Source organism: Streptomyces sp. NPDC005281 (assembly GCF_040607495.1).
In the GTDB taxonomy this organism is placed as follows: domain Bacteria; phylum Actinomycetota; class Actinomycetes; order Streptomycetales; family Streptomycetaceae; genus Streptomyces.
The window spans coordinates 190321-205836 of sequence record NZ_JBEXGX010000016.1 but is presented as its reverse complement, the minus strand read 5'-3'; the positions used below and the strand labels follow the sequence as shown (position 1 = coordinate 205836).

Sequence of the window (15516 nt, the reverse complement as noted above, 5' to 3'; positions counted from 1 at the left end):
GGGCGTCCAGGCATCCGGACGCCACGACAGCCGGGCGGCCGGACAACCAGACACCTGGACAACCGAACGGCCGGACGCCCGGACAGCCAGAAGCCCGGACGCCCGGACCGCCGGAAGCGATCAGGAGGCCGAAGAGGCCTACGTCGCGACCGCGGCTTCCTCTTCGACGGCACCCTGCGCCTCGGCACCTTGCACCTCGGCACCCCGCACGTCAGCGCCCTTGACGTCCGCACCCTTCTCCAGGTCGACACTCCCCGCACCCGCGCCACCCTCGGCGGGGCCCGCGCCACCCGCGCCGGCGGCCTCGCCGGAGCCGGTGCTCCCCGTCTCCACGGTGTCGCCCTCGCCGTCACCCGTCCCGCCGGTCCCCGGCGCGGCGTCGACGGGGCCGGTCTCCCGGCCGTCGTACGCCAGAAGGGTGAACACGATCAGCGCGAACACGACCATCATGAAGGCGAAAGCCCGCCAGCCCACCAGGCCCACCGTGAAGGCGCCGAGCAGGGCGTGCACCACGGCGGCACTGATCAGCACGACACGCCCGACGAGGCCCGGAGGACGCTGCCTGAGCGCGACCAGCAGGGCCGTTACGGCGCACGCCAGGAAGTAGAGCCCGAAGACCACGCCGCCGATCTTCGACGACCGCGACATCAGGTCGGAGTCGAGTCCCGCCATAGACATGTCCTGGCGGTCGACGACCACGCCGAGGAACCAGTTGAGGAGCGCGATACCTATCGCCTCCACGAAGAGCACGATCGCCGCCACCCACACCAGCGGTCTGCGCACCACCGGCCCCACCCACTTCCGCGTGCTGTTACCCCAAGTACGTTCTAGACATCCCGAACGCTACTAACGGGTAAACCCAGGGACAAGGGTTCCGGCGAGGGCAAAGAATCGTTGGGCCATTCGTAGGGACTCCACAAAGAATCGTTGTGGGCCGCAGCACGGAGTCACAGAGACCTTGGCCACACCCGCGGGCTAGGGTTCAGGGAAGGATTCCCGCGTGCCTTGGCACGACAAGGGATTTCACGGGTAGGGCGAGCCTCGTATCACGCTCCGTGTGGGCAAGCTCACCACTGGGGACAGCTCGAAACGTCGTGTTGGCTGTCCCTAAACTCGGCTTGTTTTCAAGGAGGGAGCCATCGTGCGCAAGGTGCTCATCGCCAACCGTGGCGAAATCGCTGTCCGCGTGGCCCGAGCATGTCGGGATGCCGGGATCGCGAGCGTTGCCGTGTATGCGGAACCGGACCGGGACGCTCTGCATGTCCGTGCGGCGGACGAGGCGTTCGCGCTGGGCGGTGACACCCCGGCCACCAGTTACCTGGACTTCGCCAAGGTGCTGCAGGCCGCCAAGGACTCGGGCGCGGATGCCATCCATCCGGGCTACGGCTTCCTTTCGGAGAACGCGGACTTCGCCCAGGCCGTCCTCGACGCCGGGCTGATCTGGATCGGTCCGCCGCCGCAGGCCATCCGCGACCTGGGTGACAAGGTCGCCGCCCGGCACATCGCGCAGCGCGCGGGTGCGCCGCTGGTGGCCGGCACCCCGGACCCGGTCTCGGGTGCCGACGAGGTCGTCGCGTTCGCCGAGGAGCACGGTCTGCCGATCGCGATCAAGGCCGCCTTCGGTGGCGGCGGGCGCGGTCTGAAGGTCGCCCGGAACCTGGAAGAGGTGCCGGAGCTGTACGAGTCCGCGGTACGCGAGGCCGTCGCGGCCTTCGGTCGCGGCGAGTGCTTCGTGGAGCGCTACCTCGACAAGCCCCGGCACGTCGAGACCCAGTGCCTGGCCGACAGCCACGGCAACGTGGTCGTCGTCTCCACCCGTGACTGCTCGCTCCAGCGCCGCCACCAGAAGCTGGTCGAGGAAGCCCCGGCGCCGTTCCTCTCCGAGGCGCAGGTGGACGAGCTGTACTCGTCCTCCAAGGCGATCCTGAAGGAGGCCGGCTACGTCGGCGCGGGAACGGTGGAGTTCCTGGTCGGCACGGACGGCACGATCTCCTTCCTGGAGGTCAACACCCGTCTCCAGGTCGAGCACCCGGTGACCGAGGAGGTCGCCGGCATCGACCTGGTCCGCGAGATGTTCCGCATCGCCGACGGCGAGGAGCTCGGCTACGGCGATCCCGAACTGCGCGGCCACTCCATCGAGTTCCGCATCAACGGCGAGGACCCGGGCCGCAACTTCCTGCCCGCCCCCGGCACGGTCACGGCCTTCGCGGCGCCGACCGGCCCCGGTGTCCGCCTGGACGCGGGCGTCGAGTCCGGCAGCGTCATCGGCCCGGCCTGGGACTCCCTGCTCGCCAAGCTGATCGTCACCGGCGCCACCCGGCAGCAGGCCCTCCAGCGGGCCGCCCGCGCGCTGGCGGAGTTCACCGTCGAGGGCATGGCGACCGCGATCCCGTTCCACCGCGCGGTGGTCGAGGACCCGGCGTTCGCACCCGAACTCACCGGCTCGCAGGACCCGTTCACGATCCACACCCGCTGGATCGAGACCGAGTTCGCCAACGAGATCAAGCCCTTCGCCGCCCCGGCCGACGCCGAGACCGACGACGAGCCCGGCCGCGAGACGGTGGTCGTCGAGGTCGGCGGCAAGCGCCTTGAGGTCTCGCTGCCCGTCTCGCTGGGCATGTCGCTGGCCCGCACCGGTCTGGCCGCGGGCGCCAAGCCCAAGCGCCGGGCCGCGAAGAAGTCCGGCCCGGTCGCCTCGGGCGACACCCTCGCCTCTCCGATGCAGGGCACCATCGTCAAGGTGGCCGTCGAGGAGGGCCAGGAGGTCAAGGAGGGCGATCTGATCGTCGTCCTGGAGGCCATGAAGATGGAACAGCCCCTGAACGCGCACCGCTCGGGCACCGTCAAGGGCCTGAGCGCGGAGGTCGGCGCCTCCGTCACCTCCGGTGCCCCCATCTGCGAGATCAAGGACTGAGCACCGCGGACGGGTGACGCATCCGCCCGCTCGCGTCAGAGGCGCCCGGCGAACCGCATCTGCGGCCCGCCGGGCGCCTCTGCGTACAGGCACGCCGGGCGCCTCCACGCACGGGGACACGGGCGTACAGGCGTAGACGCGTACGAGGGCACGGGCGTACAGGCATGGACGCGTACGGGCGTACAGGCGTAGACGCGTACGGGCGTACGGGGGTGAACACGAGCGCGGCGGCGCCCGGGCCCCCGTCCGCGCAACCGTCGATGATGCTTCGAGCCGTCAGGCGCGGAGCCGGGGGACGTCCGTCCGGGTGCCGTCGGTGGCATCCTGGAGCGCAGTCGGGCGGCGGGAGAGGGCAGGTGGAGGCCATGGTGGGCGCGACCGCGAGGGAGTGGGCCGAGACGTCGGGGCCCGCCCGGAGTCCAGGAGCGCCGCGCGTGATGCGTGCGGACGCCCGGCGCAACCGCGGACGGCTGCTCGCCGAAGCGCGTTCCGCCTTCGCCGAGCACGGCACGGACACGTCCCTCGAGGACGTGGCCCGGCGCGCGGGCGTCGGAATCGGCACGCTGTACCGGCACTTCCCGAATCGGCACGCCCTGATGAGCGCGGTCTTCGAAGAGGCCGTGAGTGATCTGCTGGCCCGCTCGCGTGAGTTGCTCGACGCCCCGCAGCCGTGCACCGCCCTGGTGGAATGGCTGCGCGAGATCATCACTCACGCCGGTGAGTACCGAGGGCTCGCTCGCGCCCTCATGTCGGCCTCGCGGGACGAGGATTCACACCTCGCCCGGTGCAGTGGCCCGATGCGTGAGGCGGGCAGCGCCCTGCTGCTCCGCGCCCAGGAAACTGGCACCGTACGCCCGGACGTCTCGATCGGTGATCTCCTCCAGCTGACCAACGCGATCGCGCTGGCGGCGGAGGAAACCGCGGACGGCCCCGCGCTGGCCGACCGTCTGCTGAACCTGACACTGCGCGGCCTGAAACCGTGAGCGACCCAAATCCCGACACCATGAGCCGACCTGGCTCGCGGCTCCATGGCGGACCTGGCTCGCGGCCCCATGCCGTGGGCCGGACCCATCCGGACCGCCTGACGCCGTGAACGGCCCCGGGCGGCCGCCCGGCTCCGGGAGCCGGCCCGGCTGGACGGCCGGGCGGAGACCCGGCCGACGGCGCCACGGCCCTCCGGCACCGCTCAGCGGCGTCGAAGATCGGCCACCCGTGCTCTTTCGGCCGGGGGCTGGTCCCCCATCACCGTCGCGCTCCGTAGTTGCGGTCCCGAGCCCGGGACCACCTGGCCGCGGCGCGGGCCCGGGAGCGGTACGTCCCGACGTGACTGGCGCCCCGCCGGGAGCGGATCCCCTCCCGCACCGCCCGAGGCCGATGACCCGGCCACCACGATCTGTACGCCCTGATCGGCCAGGGCCTGGAGTTCGGTGGCCGCGCGGTCGTCGTGGGCCGGCGGCTCGTCGGTGACCAGGCGGGTGATGAGGTCGGTCGGCACGGTCTGGAACATGGTGTCCGTCCCGAGCTTGGTGTGGTCGGCGAGGACCACGACCTCGGCGGCCGCCTGGACGAGGGCACGGTCAACCGACGCCGAGAGCATGTTGGACGTGGAGAGTCCGCGCTCGGCGGTCAGACCGCTCCCGGAGAGGAACGCCCGGGAGACGCGCAGCCCTTGGAGGGACTGCTCCGCACCCGAGCCGACCAGGGCGTAGTTGGAACCGCGCAGGGTGCCGCCGGTCATCACGACCTCCACGCGGTTGGCATGGGCCAACGCCTGGGCCACCAGCAGGGAGTTGGTGACGACGGTCAGGCCGGGCACCCGCGCGAGCCGGCGGGCCAGCTCCTGCGTGGTGGTACCCGCACCCACCACGATGGCCTCGCCCTCTTCGACGAGACTCGCGGCGAGATCGGCGATGGCCGTCTTCTCGGCGGTCGCGAGATGCGATTTCTGCGGAAAGCCGGACTCCCGCGTGAACCCGCCCGGCAATACCGCACCGCCGTGCCGGCGGTCGAGGAGTCCTTCTGCCTCCAGCGCGCGCACGTCCCGCCGTACGGTCACTTCGGAGGTCTGGACGACGCGGGCGAGCTCACGGAGCGACACGGCCCCGTTCGCTCGCACCATTTCGAGGATCAATTGGCGACGTTCTGCAGCGAACACGAAACTGACAGTAACCCCAACGACCGTCTGCTTTCAGCAGTTTGCGCCGAATAACAGAAGTTGTTCGCATGGCAGGGTGCTAAGTGGTATACGTGCCCACTCGCGCCGCCCCTGCCTTGCGCAGCGTCACCAACTCCCCTTGACCAGCGGGGAGTCGCCGAAAGGCGTCAGCTCTCGCCCGTGATCTTCCGGGTGTGCAGCTGTCGCGCCACCTCGGCGATCGAGCCGGACAGGGACGGGTACACGGTGAACGCGTTCGCGATCTGTTCGACCGTCAGATTGTTGTCGACCGCGATCGAGATGGGGTGGATCAGTTCCGAGGCGCGCGGGGAGACGACCACGCCGCCGACGATGATCCCGGTGCCTGGACGGCAGAAGATCTTGACGAAGCCGTCGCGGATGCCCTGCATCTTGGCGCGCGGGTTGCGCAGCAGCGGCAGCTTCACGACCCGGGCGTCGATCTTGCCCGCGTCGACGTCCGCCTGGGAGTAGCCGACGGTGGCGATCTCGGGGTCGGTGAAGACGTTCGAGGAGACCGTCTTCAGGTTCAGCGGGGCCACCGCGTCGCCGAGGAAGTGGTACATGGCGATACGACCCTGCATGGCGGCGACGGACGCGAGGGCGAAGACGCCGGTCACGTCACCGGCCGCGTACACGCCCGGAGCGGTCGTGCGCGAGACCCGGTCGGTCAGGATGTGCCCGGAGTCGCGGACCCGGACACCGGCCTCCTCAAGGCCCATCCCGCTGCTGTTCGGGATGGCGCCGACGGCCATCAGGCAGTGCGAGCCGCTGATGACCCGGCCGTCGGAGAGCGTGACCTCGACCCGGTCGCCGACCCGCTTGGCGGACTCGGCGCGGGAGCGGGCCATGACGTTCATGCCGCGGCGGCGGAAGACGTCCTCAAGGACGGCGGCGGCGTCCGGGTCCTCGCCCGGCAGCACGCGGTCGCGGCTGGAGACGAGGGTGACGCGGGAGCCGAGCGCCTGGTAGGCACCGGCGAACTCGGCACCGGTGACACCGGAGCCGACCACGATGAGCTCCTCGGGCAGCTCGTCGAGGTCGTAGACCTGGGTCCAGTTCAGGATGCGCTCGCCGTCGGGCTGCGCGTCGGGCAGCTCGCGCGGGTGCCCGCCGGTGGCGATGAGCACGGCGTCGGCGGTGAGGGTCTCCTCGGTGCCGTCCGCGGCGCTCACGACGACCTTGCGGGAGCCGTCCAGGGACTGCATCCCCTCCAGCCGTCCGCGCCCGCGCAGGACACGGGCGCCGGCCCGGGTCACCGAGGCGGTGATGTCGTGCGACTGGGCGAGCGCGAGACGCTTCACACGGCGGTTGACCTTGCCGAGGTCGACGCCGACCACCTTGGCCGCCTGCTCCATGGGCGGGGTGTCGTCGGCGACGATGATCCCCAGCTCCTCGTACGAGGAGTCGAAGGTCGTCATCACCTCGGCCGTGGCGATGAGAGTCTTCGACGGCACGCAGTCGGTGAGCACCGACGCCCCGCCCAGACCGTCGCAGTCGACGACGGTCACCTCCGCTCCGAGCTGCGCCGCTACCAGCGCCGCTTCATAGCCGCCGGGTCCGCCACCGATGATCACGATCCGAGTCACGTACTCCATTGTCCCGCACGCTTCAAGGTGCTTCCGCCCAGGGGCCCCGAGTCCGCCGCATCCGAGCCACTTTGTTACGCGAGAGACGCACGGGTCGCTGCCGTACCCTCGACCCCATGTCGCTCTACGCCGCGTACGCCGGCAATCTCGACCCGCGGCTCATGACGCGCCGCGCCCCGCATTCGCCGCTGCGCGCCACGGGCTGGCTGACCGGCTGGCGGCTGACCTTCGGCGGCGAGCACATGGGCTGGGAGGGGGCGCTCGCGACGATCGTCGAGGCGCCGCGGTCCCAGGTCTTCGTGGCGCTGTACGACCTCGCACCGCTGGACGAGGACTCCATGGACCGCTGGGAGGGCGTCGGCCTCGACGTCTACCGCCGGATGCGTGTACGTGTGCACACACTGGAGGGTGAGGAAGCCGCGTGGGTCTACGTACTGAACGGGTACGAGGGGGGACTGCCCTCGGCGCGTTATCTGGGCGAGCTGGCGGACGCCGCCGAATCCGCGGGGGCCCCGCACGACTACGTCATGGAGCTGCGCAAGCGGCCCTGCTGAGGCCCGTTCCCCCGGCCCGCGACCGCCGCTCCGCGGCGACATCCTGGCCGCTCCGCGGCGGTTTCGCCCACCGGCCCGCCCGTCTCGCCCCGCCGCGAGGGTGCCCTCGCGACACCCCGCCGCTCCGCGGCGCCCTCACCACCCGCCCGCCCGCCCCGCCCGGTCGCCAGGGTGCTCCCGCATCCCCCTCGCCCCACCCCTTTGTCGGAAACGACAAGACAACGATCGCAAGACCGTGAGCTCCGTCATCTACGCGCGTAGGCCCAGACCGGCTACGCTCTTGCGCGTGAACGCATCTCTTCTTCCGGACGACATCCAGGGCGACCCCCACGCCGCCGCCGACGCCGCCGCCACGCGCCTGCGTGAGCTGACGGGCGCCGAGACCCACGACGTCGCTCTCGTGATGGGCTCCGGCTGGGGCCCCGCCGTCGACGCCCTCGGCACTCCCGAGGCCGACTTCCCGGTCACCGAGCTGCCCGGCTTCCCGGCGCCGGCGGTCGAGGGTCACGGCGGCAGGATCCGCTCGTACCGGACCGGCGACAAGCGCGCCCTGGTCTTCCTCGGCCGTACCCACTACTACGAGGGCCGCGGTGTCGCCGCCGTCGCGCACGGCGTCCGTACCGCCGTCGCCGCCGGCTGCAAGACCATCGTCCTCACCAACGGCTGCGGCGGCCTGCGCGAGGGCATGCGCCCCGGTCAGCCCGTGCTGATCAGCGACCACATCAACCTGACGGCCACCTCGCCGATCATCGGCGCGAACTTCGTCGACCTCACCGACCTGTACTCGCCGCGGCTGCGCGCGCTGTGCAAGGAAGTCGACGCCAGCCTGGAGGAAGGCGTCTACGCGCAGTTCCCCGGCCCCCACTACGAGACGCCCGCCGAGATCCGGATGGCCCGCGTCATCGGTGCCGACCTGGTGGGCATGTCGACGACCCTCGAGGCCATCGCCGCGCGCGAGGCGGGCGCCGAGGTGCTCGGCATCTCCCTCGTCACCAACCTCGCCGCCGGTATGACGGGCGAGCCCCTCAACCACGAGGAAGTCCTCCAGGCGGGCCGCGACTCGGCCGCGCGCATGGGGGAACTTCTGACCCAGGTGCTGGATCGTCTGTAGGACCGCGGGGTCAGCCCCCGGCGCCGGGGGCGGGAACGACCCGGGGTACACGGAACCGTACGACCGAAGAGAGGTGCACCCCAGGTGCAGGACGACATCGTCGCGCGGGCCGAGGCGTGGCTGGCCGAGGACCCCGACGCGGAGACCCGTGACGAACTCGCCAAGCTCGTGGAGGCCGGGGACGTCGCCGAGCTGACCGCCCGCTTCAGCGGGACGCTCCAGTTCGGCACCGCCGGTCTGCGTGGTGAGCTCGGCGCGGGGCCGATGCGGATGAACCGTTCCGTGGTCATCCGCGCCGCGGCCGGACTCGCCGCGTATCTCAAGGCCAGGGGCGAGACCGGCGGACTCGTGGTGATCGGCTACGACGCCCGCCACAAGTCCGCGGACTTCGCCCGGGACACCGCGGCCGTGATGACCGGCGCGGGCCTGCGCGCCGCCGTACTGCCCCGGCCGCTGCCCACTCCCGTCCTCGCCTACGCCATACGGCATCTCGGCGCGGTCGCGGGTGTGGAGGTCACCGCCAGCCACAACCCGCCCCGGGACAACGGTTACAAGGTCTACCTCGGCGACGGTTCCCAGATCGTCCCGCCCGCGGACGCGGAGATCGCCGCCGAGATCGACGCGGTCCGCGCGCTCGCCGACGTGCCCCGGCCCGACTCCGGCTGGGAGACCCTCGGCGAGGAGGTCCTGGACGCCTATCTGGCCCGTACGGACGCCGTCCTGGCCGAGGGCTCGCCGCGCACCGCCCGCACCGTCTACACGGCCATGCACGGCGTCGGCAAGGACGTGCTGCTCGCGGCGTTCGCGCGGGCCGGGTTCCCGGAGCCGGTGCTCGTCGCCGAGCAGGCCGAGCCCGACCCGGACTTCCCGACCGTCGCCTTCCCCAACCCGGAGGAGCCCGGCGCGATGGACCTCGCCTTCGCGGCGGCCCGCGCGGCGGAACCCGACCTGATCATCGCCAACGACCCGGACGCCGACCGGTGCGCCGTGGCCGTGAGGTCCGGCGCCGACTGGCGCATGCTGCGCGGCGACGAGGTCGGCGCGCTGCTCGCCGAGCACCTGGTGCGGCGGGGCGCGCGCGGCGTCTTCGCCGAGTCGATCGTCTCCTCCTCCCTGCTCGGCCGGATCGCCGAGGGCGCGGGTCTGCCGTACGAGGAGACGCTCACCGGCTTCAAGTGGATCGCCCGCGTCGAGGGACTGCGCTTCGGGTACGAGGAGGCGCTCGGCTACTGCGTCGACCCCGACGGCGTACGCGACAAGGACGGCATCACCGCCGCCCTGCTCATCACCGAGCTGGCCTCGGAGCTCAAGGAGCAGGGCCGGACCCTGCTCGACCTCCTCGACGACATCGCCGTCGCGTACGGGCTGCACGCCACCGACCAGCTCTCGGTGCGGGTCGAGGATCTCTCGGTCATCGCGGACGCCATGCGCCGGCTGCGCGAGCGGCCGCCCACGGAGCTCGCGGGCCTGGCCATCACCAGGGCCGAGGACCTGACGCGGGGGACGGACCGGCTGCCGCCCACGGACGGTCTGCGCTACACGCTGGACGGCGCCCGGGTCATCGTCCGCCCCAGCGGCACCGAGCCCAAGCTGAAGTGCTACCTGGAGGTCGTGGTGCCCGTCGACGGCCACGACGCGCTCCCGGCGGCCCACGCCAGGGCGGCCGGGCTGCTGACGGCGATCAAGCGGGACCTGTCGGCCGCGGCCGGTATCTGACCGCATCCGCTTCAGACCTCGGTGGGAGCGGCCCGTCCGCCGCTCCCACCGAGGCCCGACACGCACACCCACCCTTCTTACGGGTGACTTCCGCAGGGCAGTTGACGCAGCGCTCCCGTGCGCCACCGGACGACCGAGGAACGGTTACCGGCAGCGCACCATCGAGCCCCAGGAGCCGCCGCGTGCCCTCGACCGATTCCCGGCCGACGTCCGCCCCGCCCCACGGCGCCCGGAGCGGGAGCGTCCCCGCCGCCCGGCACGCGCCCGGCGCGGCCGGTCTCCTCCCCCTGCTCCGCGTCCGCCTGCGGTACGCGGCCCCCGCCCTGCTCGCCTACGCGGCCGTCCGCCTCACCGGTCTGCTCACGCTCGCGCTCTGGGCGCATCGCAGACATCACGGCGTCTGGCCGACCTTGGCGGACCAGTGGGACACGGTCTGGTACCTCGGCATCGCCGACCACGGTTACACCCGCCATCTGGGCTCCGCGTTCGACGCGAACAACCTGGCCTTCTTCCCCCTCTACCCGGTCCTGGTCAAGGCGGTCGCGGTCCTGACACCCGGCTCGCGCGCCTCGACCGGGCTGGGGATCGCGGTCGTGTGCTCGTTCCTCGCCGCGTGGGGCGTCCACGCGGTGGGCAGTCATCTGCACGGCCGTCGGGTGGGCGTGCTGCTCACCGTGCTCTGGGCGGCCCTGCCGGTGGGCCTGGTCCAGTGGATGGGCTACACGGAGTCGCTGTTCACCGCGTTCGCCGCGTGGGCGCTGTACGCGGTCCTCACCGGCCGGCTGCTGTGGGCCGCCTCGCTGGCGGCGCTGGCGGGGCTGACCCGTCCCACCGGCGTCGCGGTGGCCGCCGCCGTGGCCGTGACCGCGCTGCTGTCCCTGCGCCGGGGCTTCACTCTCCGGGCGCTCGCGGCGCTCGTCCTGGCCCCGGCGGGCTGGCTCGCGTACGTCGGCTGGGTGGGTCTGAGACTGGGCCGCTGGGACGGCTACTTCGCCGTGCAGCGGCTGTGGCACAACGAGTGGGACGGCGGTGCGGAGACCGTGCGCCGGCTGCGCGAGGTGCTGGCGCAGAACTCGTCACCCGAGCTGTTCCTGGTGATGGTGACGGTGACGCTGCTGACGGCGGTGGCCCTGTACGCGCTCTCCGCGGGGGACCGCCAGCCGCTCCCCCTGCTCGTCTTCACCGGGGTCCTGCTGCTGATCGTCCTCGGCAGCGGCGGCGTCTACTTCCCGCGGGCCCGCTTCCTGCTCCCCGGCTTCCCGCTGCTGCTCCCCGTGGCCCTGCACCTGTCCCGCGCCTCACTCCGGTCCCGGACGCTGTTCCTCACGGCCGCGGTTCTCGGTTCCGCGTACTGCGGCGCGTACATGGTCCTGGTGTGGCCGAGCGCGCCCTAGGAACTCGCCGGCCGTCGCACGGCCCTCGCGTCGCGGGATCTCCGGCCCTCACGCCCCCGCTCACCGGCCGGGGAGTCCCACCATGCCTGCCAGCACCGCCGTCAGCCACAGCAGGACGAACGGCACCGCCAGCGGCCACAGCGGGCGCCCCCGCTCGCGCTCCTCGCTGTCGCCCGTGGGACGCAGGGCGGGGTCCATCCGCATGGCGGTGACCTCGGCGGCCAGGGCGTCGTACGGGTGGGTCACACCGCGCCGGCGCTGGTACCAGGCCCAGCGGGGCGCGGAGACCGTCCAGGACCCGTCGCCGTGCCAGCGCAGCTTGAGCTCGATGGACTCCCGGCGGACCGAGCGGAGGTCGTCCCAGGGGATGTGGGTGGTTCCGCGCAGGCCGTTCAGCCAGAGCCCGGCGCGGTCGGCGGTGATGCGCCAGCGCAGCTTCACGGGGACGCGGAACGCGCCGTGCAGACCGATGAGGAGGGCGAGGAACTGCTTCCAGAGGCCGGTGCCCCCTCCGGTGAACGGGAGCCAGCACAGCGGAATCCCCCAGGCCACCATCAGGAGTCCGGCCAGCCTGTCCACCGCGCCCGCGCGCCAGCGCCGTACCGGCTCCGGGTCCATCAGTCGCGCGACCTCCACCAGGCCGAAGTGCCGCTCGTCGTCCGCCGCCGCCCGGGCCGCCGTTCGCTTCGCCCGCACGAGCCGTCGCCGCACGCCGCTCTCCGACAGCGGGCGTACGGGCCCGGACGACCGTCGCGCCACCGGCGGGTCACCGGCCTTCGCCGGGGCAGTGACGAGGACGATCTCGGCACCGTCGTACGGAGTCCCGTACAGGACGGCCTCCCGCAGCGGGCCCGGCAGGTCGTCGTCGAGCCGGTCGCGGGCCCCCGCCAGGTCCGCCACATCCAGCACGACGTCCGTCACGGCATCCGCCACAGGGTCCGTGCCGTGGTCCGGGTCGCGTTTCCCGCCGCATTCCGCGTCCTGGTCCGGCGGAGCCATGCCGACGGTGAACAGCGGTCGCAGGCCCGCCAGGTCGTCCGCGGCGAAGACCTTCGCGTCACCGTGCCGGGTCCCGCGCGTCAGGACGCGCAGGACGGGGGTGGGCGCGGCACGCAGCGCGACGGCCCGGCGCCGGCCCAGCTCTCCGGAGAGCAGCGCGGTCACGCCCAGCCCCGTCACGAGCCAGCCGGCGACGCCCGCCGCCTGGCGGCCCTCCGCCGAGTCCCACACCCCGGCGGTCGCGATCAGCGGGGCGCCCGCCAGGATCAGGATGATCCCGAGCCCGGAGAGGAGACGGCCGCGCCCGAGGGGCAGGCCCGCGTCCGGCACGGGTGCCGTCACGCCCGCGGAGGCGGCCAGTGCCGCCTCACGCTGCCGCTTCCGCGCCCGCAGTCGCAGGGCCGTGACCGCCGAGGTGGTCGCGGCCAGGAGAAACGCACCCGCGAGTACGGGGAGGGCCGGCGCGGGACGCAGGACTACGGCCACGACGACCAGAGCCGGCGCCGACACCCGTACGGCCTCGGGCCGCAGCTGGAGCCAGATCAGGTTGAGCCCGGCCAGGACCGCGAGATACGGCGGCAGACCCTCCAAGGTCAGGCCCAGTGCGGCCAGCACGCCCGCCGACAGCACCAGCTTGAAGACCCGCAGCCCGACCCGTGGCACCGGTATCCAGCGCGGCGGCAGTTCCCGCGTCCAGCGGCTGGTGTGTTCCGTGCCCCAGGGGAGGCAGCCGTCGGGTATCGCGGTGCCGGGCAGGGCCGGCCGGACGTCGGTGTTCATCGTTTCCCAGAGACTCGGACCACGGGGGCGGTCGTTACGAAGGCCCTCGGCTTCGTCTCCGGGTGGGGGAACGGTGGTCGCGGCCGGGGCGGGGCGGGGCGGGCAGGGCGGGGCAGGGTCGCGGCCCGGGGAAGGTTCGCGTCAGCCCGTCGCCAGCAGGATGACCAGGACGACGAGGCCGGCGAGCGCGGGACCCATCACCTCGTACGCCCAGCGCACGGTGATCTCGCCCTGAGCGCCCTCCGCGGTGGCACGGGCCTCGGCCAGCTCGCGCAGATCGTCCATGACCCGGTCGGTCTCGGGGCGGACCGGCGCGTGGGTGGCGGCGCCCCGGCCGAACGCGGACGCGCGGCCCAGCGACGACATCCGGCCGTCGCCTCCGCGGCCGGTCCCGTCCTGCAACGGCTGCCTGGCCGCCTTCTTGCGGGCGCGCAGCGACACGGGGACCGCCCACAGCTGGTACTTCGCGCCCGAGGTGTCGACCACCTCGTTCGAGTAGTGCGAGCGCAGCGAGGCGACCTTGCTCCAGGGCAGCACGATCACGCGCAGCGGGTTGCGGACGCGCAGCCGGTCCTCGTTGGCGTAGACCGCGGGGCGCAGGGTGAAGGCGGTCACGACCGGGACGATGAGGATCAGTCCGGCGAGCGCCAGCCAAGGGGTGCGGCCGTGTCCGGAGATCAGCGCGTCGAAGCCGAGCCAGCCCACGATGAGCAGCAGGAGGACGCCGCCCGCGATACCGGCGGGCGACCGGTAGATCCGGTCCCTGGCCTCGGGTCGCGAGGCGTCCGGAAGGGGTGACTGGTGGTCGGGGGTCGTCATGGTCCCGATTGTGCCCGACGTGTGTCGCACGCTTGAGCTCGGTGGGGTCTCGCTAAGGTCGCGAAAGCCCTCACGGCACCTCGTGGTACCGCAGGGCCGAAGCGGGCACTCTCCAGGCTGTGAGGGCAACCACAGGAGGCGCGATGGAATCCGATCGCGGGGCGAACGACCCGGCGGACGACCCGGCGGACGACCGGGCGGACGACCGGGCGGGCAACGAGCAGATGGAACGCTGGAACGGCCCGACCGGGAACGCCTGGGTCGAGGCCCAGGACATGCTGGACGCGTTGTTCGCGCCGCTGGAGGAGCTGCTCGTCGACGCGTTCTCGGCCGGGCAGGGGGGCCGGGTCCTCGACGTCGGCTGCGGCACGGGCGGGACCACCGTGGCCGTCGCGCGCCGGCTCGGTCCCGGGGGACGGTGCGTCGGCGTCGACATCTCGGAGCCGATGCTGGAGGCGGCGCGGGCCCGGGCGGAGCGGGCGGGCGTGCGGGCCTCCTTCATCCGCGCGGACGCGCAGGACCATGACTTCGAGCCCGGGGCGTTCGACGCGGTCGTCTCCCGCTTCGGCGTGATGTTCTTCCCGGATCCGGTGCGGGCCTTCGGCAACCTGCGGCGGGCCGCGAGGGAGGACGCCGTGCTGCGGTTCATCGTCTGGCGCGGCCTCGCGGAGAACCCGTTCATGACGACGGCCGAGCGGGCCGCGGCACCGCTCATGCCGAACCTGCCGAAGCGTGTGCCCGACGCGCCGGGGCAGTTCGCGCTGGCGGACGCGGACAGGGTGCGGCGCCTGCTGGAGGAGAGCGGGTGGGCCGGGGTCGGCATCCGGCCGGTCGACGCGGCCTGTGTCATGCCCGAGACGGAGCTGGCGCCGTACTTCAGCCGGTTCGGGCCGGTCGGGATCGCTCTGCGCGAGACGGACGCGACGACCCGGGCCCGGGTCGTGGAGTCGGTCCGCGGCGCGTTCGAACCGTTCGTCCACGACGCGCAGGTCCGCTTCACGGCGGCTTGCTGGCAGATCGACGCGCGGGCCGCCGGGTGACGGTCGTCGGCGGTCGTCGGCGCGGTGTCGGCGGTCGTCGGCGGTCGTCGGCGCGGTGTCGGTCCGGTGGGTGGGGCGGGGCCGCGCCGGTACATCCGCCCGCATCCGAACGGATCCCACCGGCGTTTCGAAGTGCGGGTGGGTTCTGATCCGTCCGGCCTGCGGGCATTTGATGTACCGGCCCGTCCCCTCCCGCCGAATCCCGGCTGCGGGTGCATCGTGGTGACCGACCCCGCAGGCCGCCTTCCGACCGCGGGTGCGTCGTGGTGACCGTCCCCGCGGGCCGCCCGCCTTCCGGCCACGCGTACATCGTGGTGACCGACCCCGCGAGCCGCCTTCCGGCCACGCGTACATCGTGGTGACCGACCCCGCGAGCCGCCTTCCGGCCACGCGTACATCGTGGTGACCGACCCCGCGAGCCGCCTTC

The 15516-nt window shown here is 72.7% G+C and carries 12 protein-coding genes; 7 read left to right on the top strand and 5 right to left on the bottom strand.

Features of this window, described 5'->3' with window-relative positions; translation table 11 throughout:
* Window positions 1-138: 138 nt before the first annotated feature.
* Window positions 139-786 carry a hypothetical protein gene (locus ABZV42_RS23390; RefSeq protein WP_356053400.1) on the bottom strand — a complete coding sequence of 216 codons (648 nt, stop codon included), beginning with the start codon at window positions 784-786 and terminating at the stop codon, window positions 139-141.
* 355 nt (window positions 787-1141) lie between these two features.
* Here ABZV42_RS23390 and ABZV42_RS23385 point away from each other — a divergent pair, with 355 nt between their 5' ends.
* Both ABZV42_RS23385 and ABZV42_RS23380 read left to right on the top strand, forming a co-directional pair.
* Window positions 1142-2914 (top strand): biotin carboxylase N-terminal domain-containing protein, encoded by a 1773-nt coding sequence (locus ABZV42_RS23385; protein ID WP_355975824.1) that lies wholly within the window; start codon window positions 1142-1144, stop codon window positions 2912-2914.
* 437 nt (window positions 2915-3351) lie between these two features.
* On the top strand, window positions 3352-3897 hold the full coding sequence (locus ABZV42_RS23380; protein WP_356053428.1) for a helix-turn-helix domain-containing protein: 546 nt from the start codon (window positions 3352-3354) through the stop codon (window positions 3895-3897).
* 203 nt (window positions 3898-4100) lie between these two features.
* Here ABZV42_RS23380 and ABZV42_RS23375 read toward each other — a convergent pair whose 3' ends face one another.
* Window positions 4101-5069 carry a DeoR/GlpR family DNA-binding transcription regulator gene (locus tag ABZV42_RS23375; protein ID WP_355975826.1) on the bottom strand — a complete coding sequence of 323 codons (969 nt, stop codon included), beginning with the start codon at window positions 5067-5069 and terminating at the stop codon, window positions 4101-4103.
* Between the two features lie 167 nt (window positions 5070-5236).
* Window positions 5237-6685: an NAD(P)H-quinone dehydrogenase gene (locus ABZV42_RS23370; protein ID WP_355975828.1), complete on the bottom strand. Its 1449-nt coding sequence runs from the start codon at window positions 6683-6685 to the stop codon at window positions 5237-5239.
* Between the two features lie 107 nt (window positions 6686-6792).
* Between ABZV42_RS23370 and ABZV42_RS23365 the strand changes: the two genes are divergently transcribed.
* From ABZV42_RS23365 to ABZV42_RS23350, 4 genes are all read left to right on the top strand, one after another.
* Entirely contained in the window at window positions 6793-7230 is a 438-nt protein-coding gene (locus ABZV42_RS23365) for a gamma-glutamylcyclotransferase (protein WP_355975830.1), read from the top strand.
* A 286-nt stretch (window positions 7231-7516) separates the two neighbouring features.
* Window positions 7517-8341 carry a purine-nucleoside phosphorylase gene (locus ABZV42_RS23360; protein ID WP_355975832.1) on the top strand — a complete coding sequence of 275 codons (825 nt, stop codon included), beginning with the start codon at window positions 7517-7519 and terminating at the stop codon, window positions 8339-8341.
* 84 nt (window positions 8342-8425) lie between these two features.
* On the top strand, window positions 8426-10057 hold the full coding sequence (locus ABZV42_RS23355; RefSeq protein WP_355975834.1) for a phospho-sugar mutase: 1632 nt from the start codon (window positions 8426-8428) through the stop codon (window positions 10055-10057).
* 182 nt (window positions 10058-10239) lie between these two features.
* Window positions 10240-11451 carry a hypothetical protein gene (locus ABZV42_RS23350; RefSeq protein WP_356053398.1) on the top strand — a complete coding sequence of 404 codons (1212 nt, stop codon included), beginning with the start codon at window positions 10240-10242 and terminating at the stop codon, window positions 11449-11451.
* A 60-nt stretch (window positions 11452-11511) separates the two neighbouring features.
* On the opposite strand, the gene ABZV42_RS23345 is transcribed toward ABZV42_RS23350, so the two are convergent.
* Window positions 11512-13230, bottom strand: coding sequence for a hypothetical protein (locus tag ABZV42_RS23345; protein WP_356053396.1), 1719 nt, complete (start codon window positions 13228-13230; stop codon window positions 11512-11514).
* A gap of 141 nt (window positions 13231-13371) precedes the next feature.
* The gene (locus tag ABZV42_RS23340) at window positions 13372-14049 is read right to left on the bottom strand and encodes a PH domain-containing protein (RefSeq protein ID WP_355975841.1); all 678 of its coding nucleotides are present in this window, start codon (window positions 14047-14049) and stop codon (window positions 13372-13374) included.
* Between the two features lie 143 nt (window positions 14050-14192).
* Here ABZV42_RS23340 and ABZV42_RS23335 point away from each other — a divergent pair, with 143 nt between their 5' ends.
* Window positions 14193-15089 (top strand): class I SAM-dependent methyltransferase, encoded by an 897-nt coding sequence (locus tag ABZV42_RS23335; RefSeq protein ID WP_356053394.1) that lies wholly within the window; start codon window positions 14193-14195, stop codon window positions 15087-15089.
* The last annotated feature ends 427 nt before the right edge of the window (window positions 15090-15516 follow it).